Genomic DNA, 21420 nt, shown 5'->3' with positions numbered 1-21420 from the left:
ATAAAACATCTTATAAGTCTTGCAAATCACAACAAAATGACAAAACAAGAAACCTATTCTCCATCTTTCTGCTACTTCCGCTTCATCTTCACTTCATACAGGTCGTGCCGGCGATCTTTCAAATTGCGGACACTTCCGTACGTGTGCAACTCATTCAGCAAATCGAGGTCCACATCCGACACCAGGATCATTTCCGTATTCGGAGTCGCCTCAGCTCTTTTACCGTCTGTCGGAAAAGCAAAATCGCACGGAGTGAAAACACCTGACTGTGCATACTGAATATCCATATTATGGACGCGGGGCAAGTTGCCGACACTACCTGCTATGACGACAAAGCATTCGTTTTCGATCGCACGTGCCTGCGCACAAACACGGACACGCGAATAGGCGTTCTGCGTATCGGTAAGGAAGGGCACAAACAGAATCTGCATCCCCTGGTCCGCCATGATACGCGACAGTTCTGGAAATTCGACATCGTAGCAGATCAGGACACCGATCTTGGCACAGTCCGTTTCGAAAGTCTGCACCATCTTACCGCCGGAAAGTCCCCAGCTCTTCGCTTCATCGGGCGTGATATGCACTTTCTCGTACGTCTCATAACTACCGTCGCGGCGACAGAGAAAACCGACGTTATACAACCCGTCGTCTTTGATCAACGGCATGCTCCCGGTAATGATATTGATGTTGTAGCTGATCGCCAAGTTGATGAAACGATTCAGCATCTCGTCCGTGTATTTCGCCAGCTCACGAATCGCTTCCGACTCGCTCATGTGATTGAACTTAGCCATCAAAGGGGCATTGAAGTATTCGGGGAAAAGTATAAAATCGCTCTTATAATCAGACACGGCATCCACGAAAAATTCCACCTGTTCGAACACGTCATCGAGCCCCTTGTAAGGCCGCATCTGCCACTGGACAAGGCCGACGCGAACAGTCGTCTTGGTCGAAACTATTTCCGGAGTCGGCTGATAATAAATGTTGTCCCATTGCAACAGAGTCGCATAATGTTTGGATTCCTCATCGTTCGGCAAATAATTCGTCATCACTTTACGAACATGGAAATCATTCGATATTTGAAAAGTCAGCACCGGATCATAAATTTCTCTTTTACGGACCTTATCAATATATTCCTTCGGGCGCATCGTATCCGCATATTTATGATAATTCGGGATACGTCCGCCGAACATAATCGCTTTCAAATTCAGGCTTTCACACAATTCCTTCCGATAATCATACATACGCCGTGCCAAACGCAGGCCCCGGTAATCGGGATGGATAAAGACCTCTATTCCATACAGGATATTGCCTTTTGGATTATGCGTATTAAAGGTTTCGTTTCCAGTAACAAAGGCGTAAGTATGGTCGTTCTTTACCTTGTCGTAATCGACGATGATAGACAAGGCGCACCCCACGATCTTATCATCCACGACCGTAACCACCTGCCCTTCCGGGAAAATAGTGATTAACTTCTTGATTTGCTCACGTGTCCAAAACACATCCGAGCCGTCTGAATAAACTCTTGTAAAAGATTGAGATAATTGTCGGTAGTCCGCCATCTGCAAAGTGCGGACCTCTACTTTGTTAATCTTAGGAGCATGTTCCATTTCTCATTTCAGTTTTTAAGAACGATGCAAAAGTATAAAAAGTTTCATCTGGATGAAACAAAAATTCCATGATAGCCAAAAAGACGGATGCAAACCTTCTACATCCGTCTTTTCGTCTAAAAGCTTTAGCAACCACCGCCCAACGCCCGGTAGAGAAGGATCTTTTTCCGGCAAAGGTCGGTGATGATGTCGATACGTTCCAACTCGCTATCCAGATAACGTTCGTTGGCGGAGAGCACTTCGAGGAAGCCGACATAGTTCAACTTGAAAAGCTCATTGGCATTGGTGACCGAACGTTGGTGGGCTACGGTTTCCACCTCTTTCAGGCGTACACGCTCCACTTGGTTCAAGCCGGCACAATACAAATCCAATACTTCCGTATAAGCTTTCAAGGCCGTTTCATGATATTGCGACAAGGCAATCCGTTGCGAAGCACGCGCCTCCTCCCACATCGAACGAATCTGGTTCCGCTGGAAAATAGGCGCAGTAATCCCTGCTGCCAGGTCGTAGACCAGCGAAGCAGGTGCAGTAAACCATTTGCCCACGTCAAAGCTATTGAAGCCGCCTCCCGCACCCAGCACCAACGAAGGGTAGAAAGCCGCTTTAGCCGCCATCACATCCGCCTTTGAAGCCAACAATTCCATCTCGGCGGCCCGCACGTCAGGACGCAAGGTCAGCATATTCGCCGGAACACCGTCTGAAAGCGGAAAAGGGATCTGACGCAGTTCTTCAAAACTCATACGCCTGATTTCAAACGGAAAGACACCTAACAGACAGGCTATCGCACGCTCTTTCTCCCCGATCAGTTGGTCATTTTCCAACAGTTTGCTTTCTATCAGTAGCATACGGGCATGAAACTGGTCGACAGCCAACTGCGTCTCAGCTCCCTCCTTCTTCAACTGGCGAGTCAACTCGTACGAACGTTTGGAACTGATATGGGCCTCTTCCAACACATCCCGGCGCTTATCCAAACCGATCAGTTCATAATAGTGGACAGCTAATTCGGAAATCAGGACCGACTGCGCAAAACGGGTTGCCTCGACCGAAGCCATCCAGCGGGCTGCAGCCGCCTGTTTCTTACGTGTCAGCTTCCCCCATATATCCGCTTCCCACTGGAAATTCAGAAAAAGTCCGAAATCGCGGTAAGGGTCCGGGATATGTTTGTCTTTCGACAGGGAAGGAACATTAGTCTCGCTGTTCCCCACGCCGTCCATTGTATATTCACCGAAACGGTTGACCGAAGCCCCGATACCGAGACCAACCTCCGGCAACAGTAAGCCTTTTGCCCGTTGCAGGTTGGCCCGGCTCATCGTCACCCGTTCCATGCTTTGCTTGAACGAATGGTTATTCTTCAAAGCGACCTCCACGTATCCCTGCAAGATGGAATCCTGGAAAAACACATTCCACTCCAACGGCTTTACAAATGCAGTGTCATAGGTATGCCCATCTCCTTCCGGCAGTGCGGCACGTTCCCCGTCCGGAGAAAGCTGCGGAGCCTTGCAAGCAGTAAGGCCGATCGCGGCACACAGGCAAGCTGCAGCGATTATCTTAATACTCATATTCTTCTTCATTTGCTTTTTGTTTCTTTTCCTTTAAGTAAGTTGCCAACGATTCAAATATCACATAAAGCCCCGGTATCAGGAAGATCCCCACGAACGTACCGATCAGCATACCTCCAGCCGCTGCCGTCCCGATGGAGCGATTGCCCAAAGCACCAGCGCCACTGGCTATCGCCAACGGGATCAAACCGCTAATGAAGGCAAAAGAGGTCATCAGGATCGGACGCAAGCGGCTGGTAGCCCCCTGGATGGCCGCTCCCATAATACTGACACCTTCTTTGCGGCACTGGTTCGCCACCTCGATAATCAGGATCGCATTCTTGCCCAAGAGACCGATCAGCATCACTAATGCCACTTGGGCATAAATATTATTTTCCAGTCCCACCGCATACAGCAAAAGGAATGATCCGAACACACCCGCCGGAAGTGAGAGGATAACCGGAAGCGGCAGCAAAAGGCTTTCATACTGGGCCGCCAGAAGAAGATAGACGAAGACCAGACAGATCGCGAAAATAACCAAGGATTGTCCACCGGATTCTTTCTCTTCGCGGGCAACACCGGACCATTCTATATCGTAGCCGCGCGGCAACACTTCGGCAGCAATCTCCTCTACGGCTTCCAAGGCTTCACCCGAGCTGACTCCCGGTGCCTGTTCACCGGTAATCATGGCCGAAGTAAACAGGTTGTAACGGGTAATCTGGCTCGGACCGTATACGCGTTCCATTGTCATGAAGTTGGAATACGGAACCATATTTCCCTCTTTATTTTTAGCATACAAGCCGAACAGATCCTCCGGATTCATACGATATTCGGGAGCAGCCTGCAACATTACCTTGTACATTTGCCCGAAACGGACGAAGTTGGAAGAATAGAAACTCCCGACGTATGATTGCAAAGTTTCCATCGACTCGTTCACATCGATTCCTAATTTTGCCGCTTTGGCCAGATCGACCCGCAGCAGATATTGCGGGAAGTTCGGATTGAAACCGGATGTGACACCCGACAGACGGGGATCGGCATTCAGTTTGGCCACAAACGATTTGGCCACCTCGTCCAATTCGGCAAATGTCCCAGCAGTCTTATCCTGCAAACGAAGTTCGAAACCGCTGGCATTACCGAAACCGGGAACCGTCGGCGGGAGGAAGAACTGGATATCCGCATCCTTGATATGCGACACACGGTCGGCATAGACGCGCATCAGCTCTTCAGCTGTCTGTTCACGTTCATTCCAAGGTTTCAGGTTGATCATCCCCATGCCGAAGCTGGCTCCTTCCGTCTCCGTCATTAAACTATAGCCTGCCAATGTGGAAACTGTTTCCACTTCTTCCAATGGCAACAAGGCGGCCTGCACTTTGCTCAAAGCAGCCTCCGAACGTTCGAGGGTCGCTCCGGGAGGTGCATCGACGTTCACATAAATCATTCCCTGATCTTCATTGGGAATAAAGCCCGAAGGCAGCACAAACGTCATACCCCATGTTGCCAGGCAGAAAACAATCAACGTCGCATACGTCAGGAAACGTCTGTTCAGGAACAAACGCAGATTGATCTTATAACGGCGTTCCAGATGATCGTAGCGCTTATTGAATCCGTCGAAGAAACGCGCCAACAAACTTTTCTTCACCTTTTTGTCACGCGAGACAGGCTTCAGCATCAAGGCGCAGAGTGCAGGAGACAGCGTCAGGGCATTCACACCCGAAATGACAATCGCCACCGCCAGCGTCAATGAGAACTGACGGTAGAAAATACCGACCGTACCAGACATAAAGCCTACCGGGACGAATACGGCAGACATCACCAGGGTAATGGCAATAATCGCCCCACCGATCTCACGGATGGCAGCTTCGGTGGCTTTTGCCGGTGGAAGTTTCTCGTTGTGCATCTTCACATGCACCGCCTCCACCACAACAATGGCATTATCAACCACGATACCGATTGCCAGTACCAGCGCGAACAACGTCAGCATATTGATGGAGAAGCCCAACATCTGCATGAAGAAGAAAGTCCCGACAAGCGAAACAGGAACGGCTATCGCCGGAATCAACGTCGAACGGAAATCCTGCAGGAACAAATATACCACGATAAACACCAGCAAAAAGGCTTCCAACAGCGTCCGGAGCACAACCGAAATCGAAGCGTCCAGAAATCGCGAAACATCATACGATATATTATAATCCATTCCGGGAGCAAAACTGCTTTCCTTGATTTCCTCCATCTTGGCTTTGATATTCTGGATCACCTCTCGAGCATTCGAACCCGGACGCTGCTTGATCATGATAGAGGCCGAGGGCTTGCCGTCGGTCATGGAAATCATATTATAATCTTCCGAGTCGAATTCGATCGTCGCCACATCCTTCAACCGGAGGACCGAACCATCCGGTAACGCCTTCAACACGATCTCCCCATATTCTTCGGGAGTGCTGAACTTCCCGCTATATTGCAATACATACTGTAACTGCTGCGGAATCTTATCCGAACTGATACCGGTCTTACCCGGAGCCGCTTCGATGTTTTGCGAACGGATAGCGGCTGTCACCTCCTGCGGCGACATATTATAGGCTGCCAGTCGGTTAGGGTTCAGCCACACACGCATCGCATAATCGCGGCTCCCCATAATCTCGACAAAACCGACACCGTCGATTCGCTTCAGCTCACGCAGGATATTGATATCGGCGAAATTGTACACGAACTTCTCGGTATGCGAACTGTCCGTACTCATGATGTTCAGATACATCAACATACTGTTTACCTCTTTCTCGGTAATCACACCGGCACGGATCACTTCTTCGGGAAGTTCGTCGAGGACTGTCGTCACACGGTTTTGCACATTCACGGAAGCGACATCCGGATCGGTTCCTACTTTGAAATAGATCGTCGTCAGCGACATACCGTCGTTCGTACAAACGGTCGTCATATAGGTCATTCCAGGCACACCATTGATAGCACGTTCCAAGGGAGTCGCCACAGTTTTAGCCATCACATCGGCATTGGCTCCCGTATAACGGGCCGTCACCGTAACGGAAGGCGGAACAATATCGGGAAACTGGGTAATCGGCAAAGAGGTAATAGCCAACAAACCCAGAAAAACAATCACAACAGAAATGACACCAGACAGAATCGGGCGTCTGATGAATATCTCAAACATACGGCTTACTTATTATTTTCGACTTCATCAGACAATTCCAATTGTTTACGGACCGTTTCAGTATCCACAATTTCAGGCGTAATAACCATTCCGTCACTCACTTGCTGAACTCCTTCATAAACGATCAGTGTATTGTCAGGCAGGTCTTTCGTTACATAATAGGCACCATGACGGGAGAGTGGTTCGAAACTGCGAACACTCACTTTGCCTTCTTCATCAACGGTATACACGTAAGTAAAATCCTGAATCTCGAATGTCGAACGTTGCGGGACCAATATCACGTCTTCCATTTCTGTCAGCATACGGATTTTACCCGAAACACCATGTCGCAACAGGCGGTCCGGATTGGCAAAACGCGCACGAAAAGCAATGGAACCCGTACCACGTTCAAAATCACCTTCTACGGTTTCGACCGTTCCTTTGTACGGATAGGTTGTCTGATCCGACAGGATCAATTCCAGGTTATTATACTCCGGTTGCTCCACTCCGCTCAACTGCGTACGTTTATATTCGAGATATTCTTTCTCGTTAATCTTGAAATAGGCAAACATTTCCGAAACATCCGTCAGGGAGGTCAACAAGCTGGACGGCGTGACCAAGCTACCGACCTTAAACGGTATGCGGTCCACATATCCTTCAAAAGGAGACGTGATGGTCGTATATGAATAATTCGTTTCCGCACGAAGCAAACGCGATTTAGCCTGCTGTACCCGCAAACGGGCGACATCGGCTTCCGCCAATGCCTGTTCCAAGCGGATCGGCGAAATGATGTCCTTTTCCACCAAGCGCTTTACACGGTCCGCTTCGACTTCCGCCATTTTCAACTCGGCCTGCACCTGCTTATAGTTGGCCTGCGCTTCTTTAACCTCCTCATACAGTTCGGCAGAGGAAAGCTTGAACAAGACCTGTCCCTTCTTCACGTGCTCTCCTTCGTCAACCAGGACATCTTCAACGAACCCTTCCACTTTCGGTTTGATTTCCACAAACTGGACAGCCTGCACATCGGCTACATACGATTGGGCCACTTCAATACTCGTAGCTGCCAGCTTCACCACCAGCGTATTGTTTTTACTTCCGGATTTTTTTTCATGGCTCCGGTTACAAGAGGTAAAAAAGCTGGCTATTAAAAATAAAAAAGGTAAATAGTTAAAAAATAATCTTCTCGTCATAAATCGTTTCTGATTAGTTTATTTTTAGGTTATAATTATACATATGATAAAGCGTGCAATATCAGGGATACGACAAAACATCCCGCATACCGGCACAACATACCCATACACGCTCTGAAAAATAAAAAGAATCGGATAAGACCTAAATCAGATAGGAACAAAACCAGACAAAACTCTGGGTTTTATGAAGTTGATAAAATATAGGTAAGAACGTACATTGCTGTAATTCAAGAGAATGAATCAACTCATGCACATTTATTATAGTCAGCCAATCGGCTATAAAGTCTGCTACAAACAGTTGGATTTGAATCTGTTCCTGCCGGACAGTACGCAAGGAGGCATTATCGTCGAAATCAAGTACATCATGCACTTCATTCTCCACCACCTCGATAGAAGAACTTGGAAAACCTTCCAGAAAGAAATCACTGCCAACCGAATAAAACGGCATAAAGACCAACATGATCATCAAAATCACACGCTGGTAAAACTTTATCTTTTTATCCACAGTAGTTACTAACATTCCTTCCCTAAAAAACTTTTTGCAAAGATAAAGAATCTATATCTTATTTCAAAATACCGTTAATTAATCCCATAAAGAAAAAGTCCCGACGATAATAAATCATCGGGACTTTGCGGAGAAAGCGGGATTCGAACCCGCGAAACCCTTTAGGGGTTTACACGCTTTCCAGGCGTGCCTCTTCAACCACTCGAGCATCTCTCCTTTTCGGTTGAATTATGTATATCAAGAAGCAACCAGCCTCCATAAAACGTAAAAAGCAGCTTTTGCTGCTTTCTGCGGAGAAAGAGGCTCTCGAACCTATACATTCAAGAAATATCATAAAAATGCAAATTATTGATAATCAAATATTGTTTGAAGTGCATAGTAAATCCAAATCTTTCTGAATATCTTTTGCTATTCCAAATATTGGGTGTATATTGGGGTGTAGAATTTCAAACGCACCCAATTATGAATATCAAACGAAACATCATTTTTGCATTGGAAAGCCGGAAAAAGAACGGTGTGCCAATCGTGGAGAATGTCCCCATCCGTATGCGTGTCATATACGCAAGCCAGCGCATTGAGTTTACAACGGGTTACCGCATTGATGTAGCCAAGTGGGATGCTGACAAGCAGCGAGTGAAGAACGGGTGTACCAACAAATTAAAGCAAAGTGCATCTGAAATCAATGCCGATCTGCTGAAATACTATACCGAAATTCAAAACGTATTCAAAGAATTTGAGGTACAGGAAGCCATGCCCACTACCCAACAATTAAAGGACGCATTCAACCTGCGAATGAAAGATACAAGTGAAGACCAGGAAGACGTAAAGATAAGTTTTTGGGAGATATTCGATGAATTTGTAAAAGAATGCGGCAATCAGAATAACTGGACTGAATCCACATACGAAAAGTTTGCAGCCGTAAAAAATCACCTTAAAAACTTCAAGGAAGATTTAACCTTTGAATATTTCAATGAGTTCGGACTGAACGAATATGTCAATTTCCTGCGTGACAAGAAAGATATGAGAAACAGTACCATCGGTAAACAAATGGGATTCCTCAAATGGTTCTTGCGATGGAGCTTCAAGAAAGACTATCACCAGAATATAGCATACGATACGTTCAAACCGAAATTGAAAACCACCCCCAAGAAAGTAATCTTTCTGACATGGGAAGAGTTGAACAGACTGAAAGACTATCAGATACCCAAGGACAAGCAGTATCTGGAACGTGTCCGGGATGTTTTCCTGTTCTGTTGCTTTACCAGTCTGCGTTATTCAGATGTTCGTAACCTAAAGAGAAGTGATGTCAAGTCCGACCATATAGAAGTCACCACCGTTAAAACGGCAGACAGTCTGAGTATTGAGCTGAACAAGTACAGTAAAGCCATACTTGAAAAATACAAGGACATCCATTTTGAAAACCACATGGCATTGCCTGTTATCAGCAATCAGAAAATGAATGATTATCTGAAAGAACTGGGAGAACTGGCAGAAATTAACGAACCTATACGTGAAACCTACTACAAAGGAAATGAACGTATAGATGAAGTTACACCGAAATACGCATTGCTCAGCACGCATGCAGGAAGAAGGACATTCATCTGTAATGCGCTGGCTCTAGGTATTCCTGCACAGGTTGTAATGAAATGGACAGGGCACAGTGATTACAAAGCCATGAAACCTTACATTGATATAGCCGATGATATTAAGGCTAATGCAATGAACAAGTTTAACCAACTATAAAAGTATCAGTCAGTTTCATAGATTATCATTTATTAAAGTTATCTTTGTCAGACAAGACTTATTAATATGGAAAGTGACAATAATCATAATATAGACAAAAGGAATTTTGACGCTTTTGTCCATGCTGTCGGTTCGGAAATAGAACAGGCGCAAGTCCGTCTCATTACAGCTGCCAATGCCCAGATGTTGTTCCATTATTGGAAGATGGGTAACTATATCCTGTATCAGCAGAACTTATATGGCTGGGGAGGAAAAATTATCAATAAATTGGCTCAGGCTATCCGCTTCAACTATCCTGAGAAGAAAGGATATTCTGTCAGAAATTTATCCTATATGTGTCAGTTTGCAAAGGCTTATCCTTTAAGTGTATTGAGGAAACTCATAGAAACGGATACAAAGTCCACTATCACAAGTGTACAGAATATTACAGAATCAGTCCAGGAGTTAAACAATACTGTATTTACGCAAGAGCCTCTTGCGCAAATACAACCGGCAGACAATAAGGAAACTACAATTATGCAAGAACCTCTTGCACAAATTCCGGATGTTACCGGAACAATATCCAGAATTTGCCAAATAGCAATTGAAGATATGGAAAGAATATTCCTATCATCACCTGTTGCAAGGATAAATTGGGCAAGCCATGTGGTCATACTCAATAATCCGCTTCTATTGGGTGTAAGATACTGGTACATGAAACAATCGGTAGAAATGGGCTGGAGCAGTAATGTGTTGAAAATGCAGATTGAAAGCAATCTGTATGACAGACAAATCAAGAGTAACAAGGTAAACAACTTCACTGCCACACTTCCGGCACCTCAAAGCGATCTTGCCAATTATCTGTTAAAAGACCCGTATATCTTTGACTTGGCAGGAGCAAAGGAAAAGGCTGACGAAAGGGATATAGAAGAACAGTTGGTAAAGCATGTAACCCGTTACTTGCTGGAAATGGGTAACGGCTTTGCTTTTGTTGCCAGACAAAAACATTTCCAGATTGGGGACAGTGACTTTTTCGCCGACCTGATCCTATATAATATCAAGCTCCACGCCTATGTTGTCGTGGAATTGAAAGCAACGCCATTCAAACCGGAATATGCAGGGCAGTTAAATTTCTATATCAATGTTGTAGATGATAAACTGAGGGGAGAAAATGATAACAAGACCATCGGTCTTTTGCTGTGCAGGGGTAAGGATGAGGTCGTGGCACAATATGCCTTGGCTGGATATGACCAGCCGATAGGTATCAGCGACTATCAATTGAGCAAGGCAGTACCCGAAAATCTGAAATCTGCTCTACCGAGTATAGAAGAAGTGGAAGAAGAACTGACCTTATTCCTTGACAAGGACAAGAACCCATAATATAAAGTATATGGCAGGAAAGATACAGACGATGATTCCCCAATATGGAGAACTCAACAGAATATACAGAGACTATATAGATAATTACGCTTTTTCTTTTGACAGGCAGAAATTCATATCGGATTTCTATCAGGAGTATAATGACATGAAATCCTTTGAAGCCGCTATCCTTGAACTGGTGCTTGACAAGCAAAAAGAGCAATACACCTTGATACTCAACAGCCTGAAAACTGAAATAGAAAAGAGCATACAGGCTTATGAGATACGCCCGTTAAGTGACAGAGCCATAGAACATGCTTGCTATCAGCACATGGAAAGGTATTCTCAGGAAATTGAAGCCCAGCTGGATGTTACAAGAAGTCTGAGCAAGCCGCTGAATGAAGCCAACAACAGGTATGATTCCATTGGTTACAGGGAGCATACAGCCGAAGAGGAAAAACAGGCAGAGAAAGAATATGAACGCTGCAAGGCTGAATATGACAGGGAAAAAGCCAAACTGAACAAACTCTATGATCAGCAAAAGGCTGCAAGAACAGAGGCATTCCAATACATGAAGAACTGTTGTGCGGACATATACCGTCAAAGCTGCCTTTTTCTGGATATATTGAAGAAATACATTCCTGACGGAAAGCAAGAGAATAAATCAAGCGAGCCAATCAGTCAGCAGGAAACGACAGAAGAACAACAGGAATATTTCAGCATGAAATTACTTTCGCTCATTCATGAGGTGTGCATAGGAGAACAGTTCGAAGAAATTTCCGCACTGGATTTCTATGCCAATATGAATCTTCACCCCTGCAACTGTAAGCTGAAAATAAAACCGAGAGAGAAAATACGTGTATGCTATCTGATATTCCTGATGAGCGAGAAACTCTCCAAACAGGACAGGGACAAATGGAAAGACAGAATACTGAAACTGCTGGATATTGACGACAGCTACTACAAATCCAAGTACAAGGAGCCTGTTTCAGATTTCCCCAGTGACAGCAACCAAAATTTCGCCAAGGAAATGGAACATATATTCAGATAATCCGTGATATATCCTGATACTTTACGAAAGTTCCACTTTTACCACTCAAATTAATTTTTGAGTGGTATTTTTATTTTCTGATATTCAATAAGATACAACGAAATTCAGATTATATCATCCCCATCCTTACCACCCGTATCCATATCTAATTTTGCATCGTTCGAGAACAGAAATAACAGCCAGTGCGCAGGGCTGATTGTTTAACGACTAATTAGATTGGACTATGACAAATATCCAAGAATTATTATCCAAACCCGTCTGGCAGATGACAGGCGAAGAGTTCATCATGTTAAGCAGGCACGCATCCGGTCAGCCGGAAGCGCAGCCGCAGCCCGTAACGGACACAGGCAGGAAGTATGTGTACGGAATACTCGGCATAGCCAAGCTGTTCGGGTGCAGCCTGCCTACCGCCAACCGCATAAAGAAAAGCGGAAAGATAGACAAGGCGATTACCCAGATAGGGCGCAAGATTATCGTAGATGCGGAATTGGCTCTTGAGCTTGCCGGGAAGAAAACAGGAGGACGGAAATAATGGGAGGTATGCTTATGGACTATATGAAAGAAATAAAGGAGATTTCGGCAGAACAGGCAATAATCCTTTGGCAAGCTTCACGCCTGAGCCTGTCGAAAATCTACGAGAAAGCACCTGAGATTCTAAAAGTGCAAGGTTCGGTCATTGGTACACTGGGCAATTTCAGTGCATCCATCGGCAAAGCCAAGAGTAAAAAGACTTTCAATGTATCGGCTATCGTAGCCGCCGCATTGAAAAACGGTACGGTACTGCGGTATGTGGCAGAACTTCCGGAAGATAAAAGGAAGATTCTTTATGTGGACACAGAACAAAGCCATTATCACTGTCTGAAAGTCATGAAACGTATTTTACGGCTGGCCGGTCTTCCTGATGACAGGGACAATGAACATCTGGAGTTTCTCGCTTTGAGGAAATACACGCCCGAGCAGCGCATCAGGATTGTCGAACAGGCTATCTATAATACACCGGACATAGGGCTTGTAATCATAGACGGCATCCGTGATATGGTATATGACATCAACAGTCCGGGAGAATCGACACGCATCATATCCAAACTGATGCAGTGGACGGATGACAGGCAGATACACATCCATACGATACTCCACCAGAACAAAGGCGATGAAAACGCAAGAGGGCATATCGGTACGGAGCTGAACAACAAGGCGGAAACCGTTCTGCTGGTGGAAAAGGACAAGAGCAACGGGGATATAAGCAATGTTTCAGCCATGCACATCCGTGCAATGGATTTCGAGCCTTTCGCTTTCCGTATCAACGACAATGCATTGCCTGAACTCATAGAGGGGTACAGACCCGAAGCGAAGAAACCGGGAAGACCGGAAGAGGAAAAGTTCGACCCTTACAGGCATATTACCGAACAACAGCACCGCATAGCACTGGAAGCGGCTTTCGGGCTAAAAGAGGAATACGGCTACAAGGATCTGGAAACCGCCTTAGTCAAGGCATATATGTCGGTAGGTGTAAAACTGAACCATCAAAAGGCGGTATCACTTATCATCATGCTCCGGAACAAACGGATGATAGTACAGGAGAACGGCAGGAAATACACGTTCAAGCCGGACTTTCACTATTAGACCGTCTAACTTGTAATCACTTCACTTTATTCGGCAGGTCTATATATTAAGGATAAAGCGAAGCGGTTGCAGAGAATGTAAAACCGCTTCACTTTATTACCGTATTCTATATATACGAAAATAAAGTGAAGTGATTATACAGACCGTACTTCATAAAAAGGTACGGGCGAAAAGAGAAATAAATATTCCAACCATTATTCAAACACTCATCTTATTATGGATATACAAACAGCAAAACAAATCAGGATAGCGGATTTTCTGTACAGTTTGGGACATTCTCCCGTCAAGCAGCAAGGTATCAACCTGTGGTATAAATCCCCGTTACGGGAAGAGACAGAGCCCTCGTTCAAAGTGAATATCGAGCGCAACCAATGGTATGATTTTGCAATTGGTAAAGGTGGAAATATCATTGCACTGGCACAGGAACTTTACTGTTCCGACTATGTACCTTATCTTCTACAGAAAATCGAGGAACAGACACCACACATACATCCCGTGTCTTTCTCTTTTGGCAAGCAGTCATTTTCCGAACCGAGTTTTCAGGAGTTGGACATTGTACAGTTGACTTCTCCTGCCCTGCTTGCCTATCTACAGGAAAGAGGGATAAACACGGCACTGGCGAAAAGAGAATGTAAAGAAGCCCGTTTCACCCACAACGGCAAACGGTATTTCGCCATAGCCTTTCCAAACATATCTGGAGGTTATGAAATCCGCAACCGATATTTCAAGGGATGTATCGCACCAAAAGAAATATCCCATATCAGACAGTCAGGAAAGCCAAGGAGTGCATGTTACGTTTTTGAGGGATTTATGGACTACCTTTCCTTTCTTACCCTGCGGCTTGAAAGCTGTCCGCAATACCCCGATTTCGACAGGCAGGATTACATGGTGCTGAACTCTGTCACCAATGTTTCCAAGGCACTCTACCCATTGGGAAGTTATGAGCGCATCCACTGCTTTCTTGACAATGACCGTGCAGGAATGGAAGCCTTGCAGCAAATCCGCAAGGAATACGACAGCACCCGGCATATACGGGACGCTTCCCAAATCTACTGCGGATGCAAAGACCTGAACGAGTATTTGCAGAAGCGCATGGCTGATGGAAAAGAACAAATGCAATCCGTCAGAAAGAGAAATGACACGCTATCCAAGAAACCGAAAGGCTTCCGGTTATAGCCCACTATAACTACACGCTTCGCTTACGTAGTTGTGGGCTCTCCCGAGGGGATTAGGGCTTTACCCTAAGAACCCACTCAGGGCGTTTCTCCCCTGAGAACCCCGAGCAAAGAGTGACCCTCTCTTTGCAATCTCCGCTTATGGGTTACACCCCTAAGAACCCTGTGCGGCTATGAGCGGACATCAGCTAACAACTTTAGTCAGACAACCAGAATCAAAATTTAAGAATATGGCAACAAAATCAAGCATACATATCAAGCCCTGCAGAGTCACATCAAGTGGGGCTCATAACCGGAGAACTGCCGAGTACATGCGCAATATCGGCAAGTCTCAAATCTACATCGTGCCCGAACTGACTGCCGGTAACGAGCAGTGGATAAACCCGGGCTTCGGTAATCCCGATCTGCAGGCGCACTATGACTACATCAAGCGGATGGTCAAGGAAAAGACAGGCCGTGCGATGCAGGAGAAGGAGCGTGAACGCAAAGGCAAGAACGGGAAAATTACCAAGGTGGCTGGATGCTCGCCAATCCGTGAGGGCGTGTTGCTCATCAGACCGGACACGACACTGGCAGATGTTCGCAAGTTTGGCGAGGAGTGCCGGAGACGCTGGGGCATCACTCCCCTCCAGATCTTCCTGCACAAGGACGAGGGACATTGGCTTAGCGGTCAGCCGGAAGCGGAAGACAGGGAGAGTTTCAAAGTCGGCGAAAGATGGTTCAAACCGAATTACCATGCCCATATCGTTTTTGACTGGATGAACCATGACACAGGCAAGAGCCACAAACTCAATGATGAGGATATGACCGAAATGCAGAATCTGGCGTCCGATATACTCCTGATGGAGCGTGGGCAGTCAAAGGCTGTTACAGGCAAGGAACATCTGGAACGTAACGACTTTATCATTGGGAAGCAGAAGGAGGAAATGAAGCGGCTTGATGCCACGAGGCAATACCGGGAACATCAGCTGGAAATGGCGAACAAAAAGATGCAGGAAACGGAAAGCATTACCAACGCCCTTATCGAAAAGGCAAATGAAAAGGAACGGCAGAGTGAAGACCTTGACAGGGCTATCAGCGAGAAACGCTCCAGACTGAACAAGGAAAAAGGAAGCGAGCTTCTGAACGCTGCTGTCGGCTGGGCTACCGGAAAATCGAAAGCCCTGAAAAATGAAATAGAGGATTTGCGCTGTGAGATTTCCACGCACGAGGAAACTATCGAGCAGTTGCAGGACAGAATCCAGACCATACAGAACGACTACAGCCGTGAGCTGATGCAACTGGAGGCCAAACACCGATCCGAACTGAATCGCAAGGAAACGGAACATGCACAGGAAACCACAAGGCTTAGAAACTGGATTGCATGGCAAGGCCATATCATCGGCTGTCTCAGTTTCCTGCTGCTCAAAACGAGCGACATCTTCCGTAAGGCGGTACACAGTATCATCCGTTTCGCCCGTGATTATTACAAGCCTCGTTTTGATACGGAACAGGTATCTGACATCAAGAACGCCCTTAACCTGTTCGGAGATGACAGACAATCACATCAGGCGGCAGGGGATTTCCTATACTTCACAGCCAGACAAAAGGGTGAATTTGACAACCGGGAGCAAATCAAAGCCAGACGGGAGGTTGACAATGTGGTGAAAGGAAATTATGATCAACAGCAGAAAAGAGGATTTTCGATGAGAAGGTAATTAATTTTTGAATAGAAGAAAAAACGAGACTGTAAACTAAAGTGTGTCAAGTAAAGGGAAAAGAAATTATTAAGTTTACAGACACACTTTAGTTTACAGTCTCCAGCAACTGGCTATCCTGTTCCCGGACAGGTTTAGGATCTTGGCCTGCCAACCTCTTTTGTTTGGGGTTCTTTGACGATATTGATAACTTAGCGGAGCCGTTTTGGGATATTGGTGGTCCCCCAACGACTCCGAAATATAACTTGACACAGTTTAGTTTACACTACAAAAAAAACGGCATATCCATATCTGTACTACAAGGTTTTCTCAGACCCTCTAATACAAATCGTAGATTGAAGTATTAGGCTTGAGCTACAATATTTATCTATTAATTATCAATATTACAGCAAAATGTAAGTATAATTTAATACTATAAATTCCCATCTATGTCATCAGAGAACTAGTCGCCTCCATAAAAAATCCTTTTTTGTTTCTTTTCCCCTCTTATTACTTTGTAAAGAAAGACACAGGAAGCGGATTTATGAGAAGTACAGGGATTGATTTCTATATTGCCCAGTAATTAATAAACAGAAAAAGCCTCCGGCGGGGTAACTTGCGGGGCTTCGTGCGTCTGCACATTAAAAAATACATAAAATTTATATCTGGGGGTTGGTTGATAAAAAACATATCGTATATTTGCGATATAAAACAATGAAAATATTATGGCATTCAGTAAAGCTGAAGAATTTGAGGAAAAAGATATTTTGGCAGCCCGTTTTGCAAAAGCTCTGAGCCACCCGGCACGAATAGCAATCGTAAGGTTGTTGGCTAACCACAATGCCTGTTGTTATTGTGGGGACTTGACAACGGAACTGCCAATCGCACAGTCTACCATATCACAGCATTTGAAGGTGCTGAAAGATGTAGGTCTGATAGATGGTGAGATAGCTCCACCGAAGGTTTGCTATCGTATTAACCGTGAAAACCTGCTTTTGGCAAAGAAACTGTTTTCAGAACTCTTATGATTTGATTAAGAGTTTTTTATTGACATAATGTATCGTATTTTTACGATATAAAATTAAAAATATGGAACAGACATCGGCAAAAAGAGAAAAAAGAAAATCACTATTGAGAATAGCAATCCCTATCATATTATCATCCTGTCTTCAGATTTCATACGATATTACAGATATGTTCTGGGTCGGGAAATTGGGAAGCGGAGAAGTTGCGGCTGTCGGAACGGCCGGATTTTATATCAAATTGGGTTGGTCTTTGATAAGCGTGATAACCATCGGTACTATGGTATCGGTATCACACAGTATAGGGGCTGAAAAGAAGGACAGGATACGGCACTTCATATCATGCGGAATACGCAGTACATTCATGTTGGGGATATTCTATGCCCTGTTCATCTTTATGCTGGCGGAACCTCTTATATCCCTTTTCAATATCGAAAGACCGGAAGTAAACACAATGGCTCAGAACTATCTGAGGATAAGCAGTATCACTGTTCTTATCATGTTTATGAACCTTCTGTTTACCGCCATTATAGACGCACACGGAAAGACACAGTTCTCGTTCAGGGCGGTACTTTACGGGAATATCGTCAATATCATTCTTGACCCTCTGTTCATATTTTATTTCGGACTGGGAGTGGAAGGTGCGGCATGGGCTACGGCACTTTCACAGGGATGTGCCATGATGTATGCGATATATCTTCTCAGACACAGGCTTGAACTCACATTGAGTATAAAAGCGGTACCCCGCAAGTTTCTCAGGAAAATACTTGGAATAGGCACAGCACCTGCCATGCAGCGTATTCTGTTCTCGCTTATCGGCATAGCCATCGGGCGTATCGTAAGTATATGGGGAACAGATGCAATAGCCGCACAGAAACTGGGGCTTCAGATAGAGTCGCTTTCGTTTCTTCTTATGAACGGTCTGATGCAGGCAACCTCCATACTTATAGGGCAATATTACGGGGAGAGGAATACGGATATGATAAGGAAGTGCTATCGTACAAGCATCAGGCTTGGATACTGTATTTCCATACCTGCCACATTCATATTTTTAGCTTTCCCGGAAATCCTACTGTCGTTTTTCGTGAAGGAGGCTGCCACCATAGAAATAGGCAGTGCCTATCTGCGTATAGTCGGCTTCTCACAGTTGTTTGCCACACTCGAAATTCTTACTGCGGGAGCTTATACCGGACAGGGGCTTACCAAATATCCGGCAACCGTGAGTATCGTGTTCACCACAATGAGGATACCTCTTGCCCTTCTGCTTGGCAAAAGTATGGGAATGGGAATAGATGGTGTCTGGTGGAGCATATCGCTTACCAGCGTGATAAAGGGCATTGTACTTTATCTGTTATATAGAAAAAGGGAAAAGGAATTTAAAGAATCAAACATACAATATAGCAATATATGAATACACAGAATTTTTGCTTTGTACTTAAACAGAACAGCCATCTGCTTAGAGAGGGGTGTTTCGGACTTGAAAAGGAAAATGTCAGGGTCAATCAGGACGGTACGCTTGCCCTGACTCCACACCCGGCAGTATTTGGCGACAAGGGGAAACACCCTTATATAACCACCGACTTTTCGGAGAGTCAGGTGGAAATGATAACTCCGCCGCTGCCAAGTGTGGGAGAGGCTTTGGGATTTATGGAAACACTGCACGATGTGGTGACGGAGAATATCGGCGATGAGCTTCTCTGGCCTCAGAGCCTTCCGCCTGTATTGAAGGAGAATCAGGAGATACCCATTGCACATTATTCGGGAGAGTTCAAGGACAAGGAGTATTACCGTCAGAAACTTGCCGGAACCTACGGAAAGGAAAGGCAGCTTATTTCGGGAATACACTTCAATTTCTCTTTCTCGGAAAAACTGATGGACATTCTGCTGAAAAGCGGTGTGTGCGGCAACTCTATGGAGGAGGTCAGGGAAACGGTATATTTCCGTGTGGTGAGGAACTTTCTCAAATACCGCTGGCTTTTTATCTGGCTATATGGTGAATCTCCGCTTGCGGAAGAAACCCTGAATGTGATTTCGCTTAAAACGGGAGAAAAGCAGCCTATGAAGTGTGGGGTAAGCCTCAGTCTGAGGACAAGTCCGTTAGGGTATCGTAACCGTGAGGAGTTCTTCATTGATTATTCCTCACTTGAAGCCTATAATATGTCTATTGACAAACTGATAAGGGAAAACCGTATTGACGGACCTCACGAGCTTTATCTTCCGGTTCGTATCAAGTTTCTGGAAAAGGATAATGGTTCTCCTTCTTACATTGAGGTACGAATTGTGGATCTTGACCCGTTTACAAAATCGGGGGTATGTGCAAGTGCCATTTATTTTTCTCACCTTCTGCTTGTCTATTCTCTGCTGAAGGAGGAGAAGGGAAGTCTTACGGAGGAAGAACTGCAAAGGGCTACCCGTATTCAGGATATGGCTTCATGCTATGGAAGAGACGAAAAGAAGGAGTTGAAATGCTGCTCGATCACTGTACAGCAGAAAGCTACTTCTATTTTAGAAGATATGGAGAGGATTCTTTCAGAATATGGGGTGCTTGACAATGAAACCTACCATCAGGAGATGCAGCATAATCTGTACCTTGTACAGAATCCTGAGAAGCGTATAGGCATGGTACTGTATGAGAACATAAACAGAGTGGGGTTTGTACCGTTCCATCTGGAGAAGGCAAGACAGTATAGGGAAGCCACCATAAGCGGAGGTTACAGATTTCATGGACTGGAGGATATGGAAATGTCCACACAACTTCTGCTGAAGGCTGCAATACTTAAAGGGGTAGGTTTTGAAATACTTGACCGTAAGGAAAACTTCATACGTCTGTTTGACGGTAAAAAGGAAGAATATGTGATGCAGGCAACCAAGACCTCTCTGGACTCATACGTGTCTGTACTGATGATGGAAAATAAGGTGGTAACGAAGAAGGTGCTGGAACGTGCCGGAATAAGCGTTCCGGGCGGTTATGAATACACGTCACCAGAGGCAGGTATGGCAGACTACCGTATGTATGCAGGGAAACCTGTGGTAATCAAGCCTAAGTCCACCAATTTCGGATTGGGTATAACCATACTGAAGCACAACTATGATGAAACGGATTTCAAGGGAGCCTTACAGATAGCCTTTGAGCATGACAACACGTTGCTTATAGAGAAGTTCATACCGGGAAGGGAATTCAGGATATTCATCATCAATGATGAAGTGGTAGGTATCCTTCACCGTGTTCCGGCAAACGTGACGGGTGACGGTGTTCTGAATATCGGACAACTGATAGACAGGAAGAATGAAGATCCGCTCAGAGGTAAAGGATATCGCACCCCTTTGGAGAAAATAAGAAAGGGGCGTGAGGAGGAAATGTTTCTAAAGCAGCAGGGAATGGATTTCAATACTGTTCCTAAAGAGGGGGAAGTGGTCTATCTTCGTGAAAACTCCAATATCAGTACGGGAGGAGATAGCATAGATTTTACAGACGATATAGACGATTCGTACAAGGCTATTGCAGTGGAAGCTGCCAAAGCTCTGAACGTGAAGATTACCGGACTGGATATGATGATACAGGATATTCATGCTCCAGCCACACCGGATAACTATGCGATCATTGAAATGAACTTCAATCCTGCCATACATATACACTGTTATCCGTTCAAGGGCAAGAACAGACACCTGAACCATAAGATGATCAGGGCTTTGGGATTTTAAAGACAATGCAGACAATAAAAAGGATATGACCTATCCTTTTTATTATAAGTTCAATCAACGTATATTTACGATTAGTTGCTTTTGTTATCCAATCTACTGATTTTTTATTGT

Annotated in this window: 15 protein-coding genes and 1 tRNA gene; 10 read left to right on the top strand and 6 right to left on the bottom strand. The window is 45.1% G+C overall.

Features of this window, described 5'->3' with window-relative positions:
* Positions 1-71 precede the first annotated feature (71 nt).
* From NQ564_RS04485 to NQ564_RS04460, 6 genes are all read right to left on the bottom strand, one after another.
* The gene (locus tag NQ564_RS04485) at positions 72-1604 is read right to left on the bottom strand and encodes a carbon-nitrogen hydrolase family protein (protein ID WP_008148451.1); all 1533 of its coding nucleotides are present in this window, start codon (positions 1602-1604) and stop codon (positions 72-74) included.
* 125 nt (positions 1605-1729) lie between these two features.
* Complete coding sequence (locus NQ564_RS04480; RefSeq protein ID WP_008148450.1) at positions 1730-3175, bottom strand: TolC family protein; 1446 nt, start codon at positions 3173-3175, stop codon at positions 1730-1732.
* A complete protein-coding gene (locus tag NQ564_RS04475; protein ID WP_008148448.1) occupies positions 3153-6305 on the bottom strand; it encodes an efflux RND transporter permease subunit in 3153 nt (1050 codons plus the stop codon). Before NQ564_RS04475 ends, NQ564_RS04480 begins: the two co-directional genes overlap by 23 nt.
* 5 nt (positions 6306-6310) lie before the next feature.
* The gene (locus NQ564_RS04470; protein WP_008148446.1) at positions 6311-7474 is read right to left on the bottom strand and encodes an efflux RND transporter periplasmic adaptor subunit; all 1164 of its coding nucleotides are present in this window, start codon (positions 7472-7474) and stop codon (positions 6311-6313) included.
* A 142-nt stretch (positions 7475-7616) separates the two neighbouring features.
* The gene (locus NQ564_RS04465; RefSeq protein ID WP_008148444.1) at positions 7617-7994 is read right to left on the bottom strand and encodes a hypothetical protein; all 378 of its coding nucleotides are present in this window, start codon (positions 7992-7994) and stop codon (positions 7617-7619) included.
* Positions 7995-8107: 113 nt separating this feature from the next.
* Positions 8108-8195 (bottom strand) — tRNA-Ser (locus NQ564_RS04460).
* A 246-nt stretch (positions 8196-8441) separates the two neighbouring features.
* Between NQ564_RS04460 and NQ564_RS04455 the strand changes: the two genes are divergently transcribed.
* The 10 genes from NQ564_RS04455 (at position 8442) to gshAB (ending at position 21309) form a co-directional block, all read left to right on the top strand.
* Positions 8442-9722, top strand: a complete 1281-nt coding sequence (locus NQ564_RS04455) for a site-specific integrase (RefSeq protein WP_008145900.1) — start codon at positions 8442-8444, stop codon at positions 9720-9722.
* A gap of 66 nt (positions 9723-9788) precedes the next feature.
* Complete coding sequence (locus NQ564_RS04450) at positions 9789-11081, top strand: PDDEXK nuclease domain-containing protein (protein WP_008145898.1); 1293 nt, start codon at positions 9789-9791, stop codon at positions 11079-11081.
* Between the two features lie 10 nt (positions 11082-11091).
* A complete protein-coding gene (locus tag NQ564_RS04445; RefSeq protein WP_008145896.1) occupies positions 11092-12111 on the top strand; it encodes a hypothetical protein in 1020 nt (339 codons plus the stop codon).
* A 223-nt stretch (positions 12112-12334) separates the two neighbouring features.
* The gene (locus tag NQ564_RS04440; RefSeq protein ID WP_008145895.1) at positions 12335-12643 is read left to right on the top strand and encodes a DUF3853 family protein; all 309 of its coding nucleotides are present in this window, start codon (positions 12335-12337) and stop codon (positions 12641-12643) included.
* 14 nt (positions 12644-12657) lie between these two features.
* Complete coding sequence (locus NQ564_RS04435; RefSeq protein ID WP_032596724.1) at positions 12658-13734, top strand: AAA family ATPase; 1077 nt, start codon at positions 12658-12660, stop codon at positions 13732-13734.
* Positions 13735-13950: 216 nt separating this feature from the next.
* Positions 13951-14910: a toprim domain-containing protein gene (locus NQ564_RS04430; protein WP_044299534.1), complete on the top strand. Its 960-nt coding sequence runs from the start codon at positions 13951-13953 to the stop codon at positions 14908-14910.
* Positions 14911-15139: 229 nt separating this feature from the next.
* A complete protein-coding gene (locus NQ564_RS04425; protein WP_172681587.1) occupies positions 15140-16606 on the top strand; it encodes a mobilization protein in 1467 nt (488 codons plus the stop codon).
* Between the two features lie 704 nt (positions 16607-17310).
* Positions 17311-17613 (top strand): ArsR/SmtB family transcription factor, encoded by a 303-nt coding sequence (locus NQ564_RS04420; RefSeq protein WP_004326342.1) that lies wholly within the window; start codon positions 17311-17313, stop codon positions 17611-17613.
* Positions 17614-17674: 61 nt separating this feature from the next.
* Positions 17675-19018: an MATE family efflux transporter gene (locus tag NQ564_RS04415; RefSeq protein WP_055299612.1), complete on the top strand. Its 1344-nt coding sequence runs from the start codon at positions 17675-17677 to the stop codon at positions 19016-19018.
* A complete protein-coding gene (gene gshAB, locus NQ564_RS04410) occupies positions 19015-21309 on the top strand; it encodes a bifunctional glutamate--cysteine ligase GshA/glutathione synthetase GshB (protein WP_032596720.1) in 2295 nt (764 codons plus the stop codon). Before NQ564_RS04415 ends, gshAB begins: the two co-directional genes overlap by 4 nt.
* The last annotated feature ends 111 nt before the right edge of the window (positions 21310-21420 follow it).

Source organism: Parabacteroides johnsonii DSM 18315, assembly GCF_025151045.1.
Taxonomy (GTDB): Bacteria; Bacteroidota; Bacteroidia; order Bacteroidales; family Tannerellaceae; genus Parabacteroides; species Parabacteroides johnsonii.
Note: the sequence above shows the minus strand (reverse complement) of the source record. Positions and strands in the feature narration are given on the sequence as shown.

Coding starts and splice junctions, on each gene's coding strand:
- NQ564_RS04485 (WP_008148451.1), bottom strand. CDS start 1,604: ATGGAACATGCTCCTAAGATTAACAAAGTAGAGGTCCGCACTTTGCAG.
- NQ564_RS04480 (WP_008148450.1), bottom strand. CDS start 3,175: ATGAAGAAGAATATGAGTATTAAGATAATCGCTGCAGCTTGCCTGTGT.
- NQ564_RS04475 (WP_008148448.1), bottom strand. CDS start 6,305: ATGTTTGAGATATTCATCAGACGCCCGATTCTGTCTGGTGTCATTTCT.
- NQ564_RS04470 (WP_008148446.1), bottom strand. CDS start 7,474: ATGACGAGAAGATTATTTTTTAACTATTTACCTTTTTTATTTTTAATA.
- NQ564_RS04465 (WP_008148444.1), bottom strand. CDS start 7,994: ATGTTAGTAACTACTGTGGATAAAAAGATAAAGTTTTACCAGCGTGTG.
- NQ564_RS04455 (WP_008145900.1), top strand. CDS start 8,442: ATGAATATCAAACGAAACATCATTTTTGCATTGGAAAGCCGGAAAAAG.
- NQ564_RS04450 (WP_008145898.1), top strand. CDS start 9,789: ATGGAAAGTGACAATAATCATAATATAGACAAAAGGAATTTTGACGCT.
- NQ564_RS04445 (WP_008145896.1), top strand. CDS start 11,092: ATGGCAGGAAAGATACAGACGATGATTCCCCAATATGGAGAACTCAAC.
- NQ564_RS04440 (WP_008145895.1), top strand. CDS start 12,335: ATGACAAATATCCAAGAATTATTATCCAAACCCGTCTGGCAGATGACA.
- NQ564_RS04435 (WP_032596724.1), top strand. CDS start 12,658: ATGGACTATATGAAAGAAATAAAGGAGATTTCGGCAGAACAGGCAATA.
- NQ564_RS04430 (WP_044299534.1), top strand. CDS start 13,951: ATGGATATACAAACAGCAAAACAAATCAGGATAGCGGATTTTCTGTAC.
- NQ564_RS04425 (WP_172681587.1), top strand. CDS start 15,140: ATGGCAACAAAATCAAGCATACATATCAAGCCCTGCAGAGTCACATCA.
- NQ564_RS04420 (WP_004326342.1), top strand. CDS start 17,311: ATGGCATTCAGTAAAGCTGAAGAATTTGAGGAAAAAGATATTTTGGCA.
- NQ564_RS04415 (WP_055299612.1), top strand. CDS start 17,675: ATGGAACAGACATCGGCAAAAAGAGAAAAAAGAAAATCACTATTGAGA.
- gshAB (WP_032596720.1), top strand. CDS start 19,015: ATGAATACACAGAATTTTTGCTTTGTACTTAAACAGAACAGCCATCTG.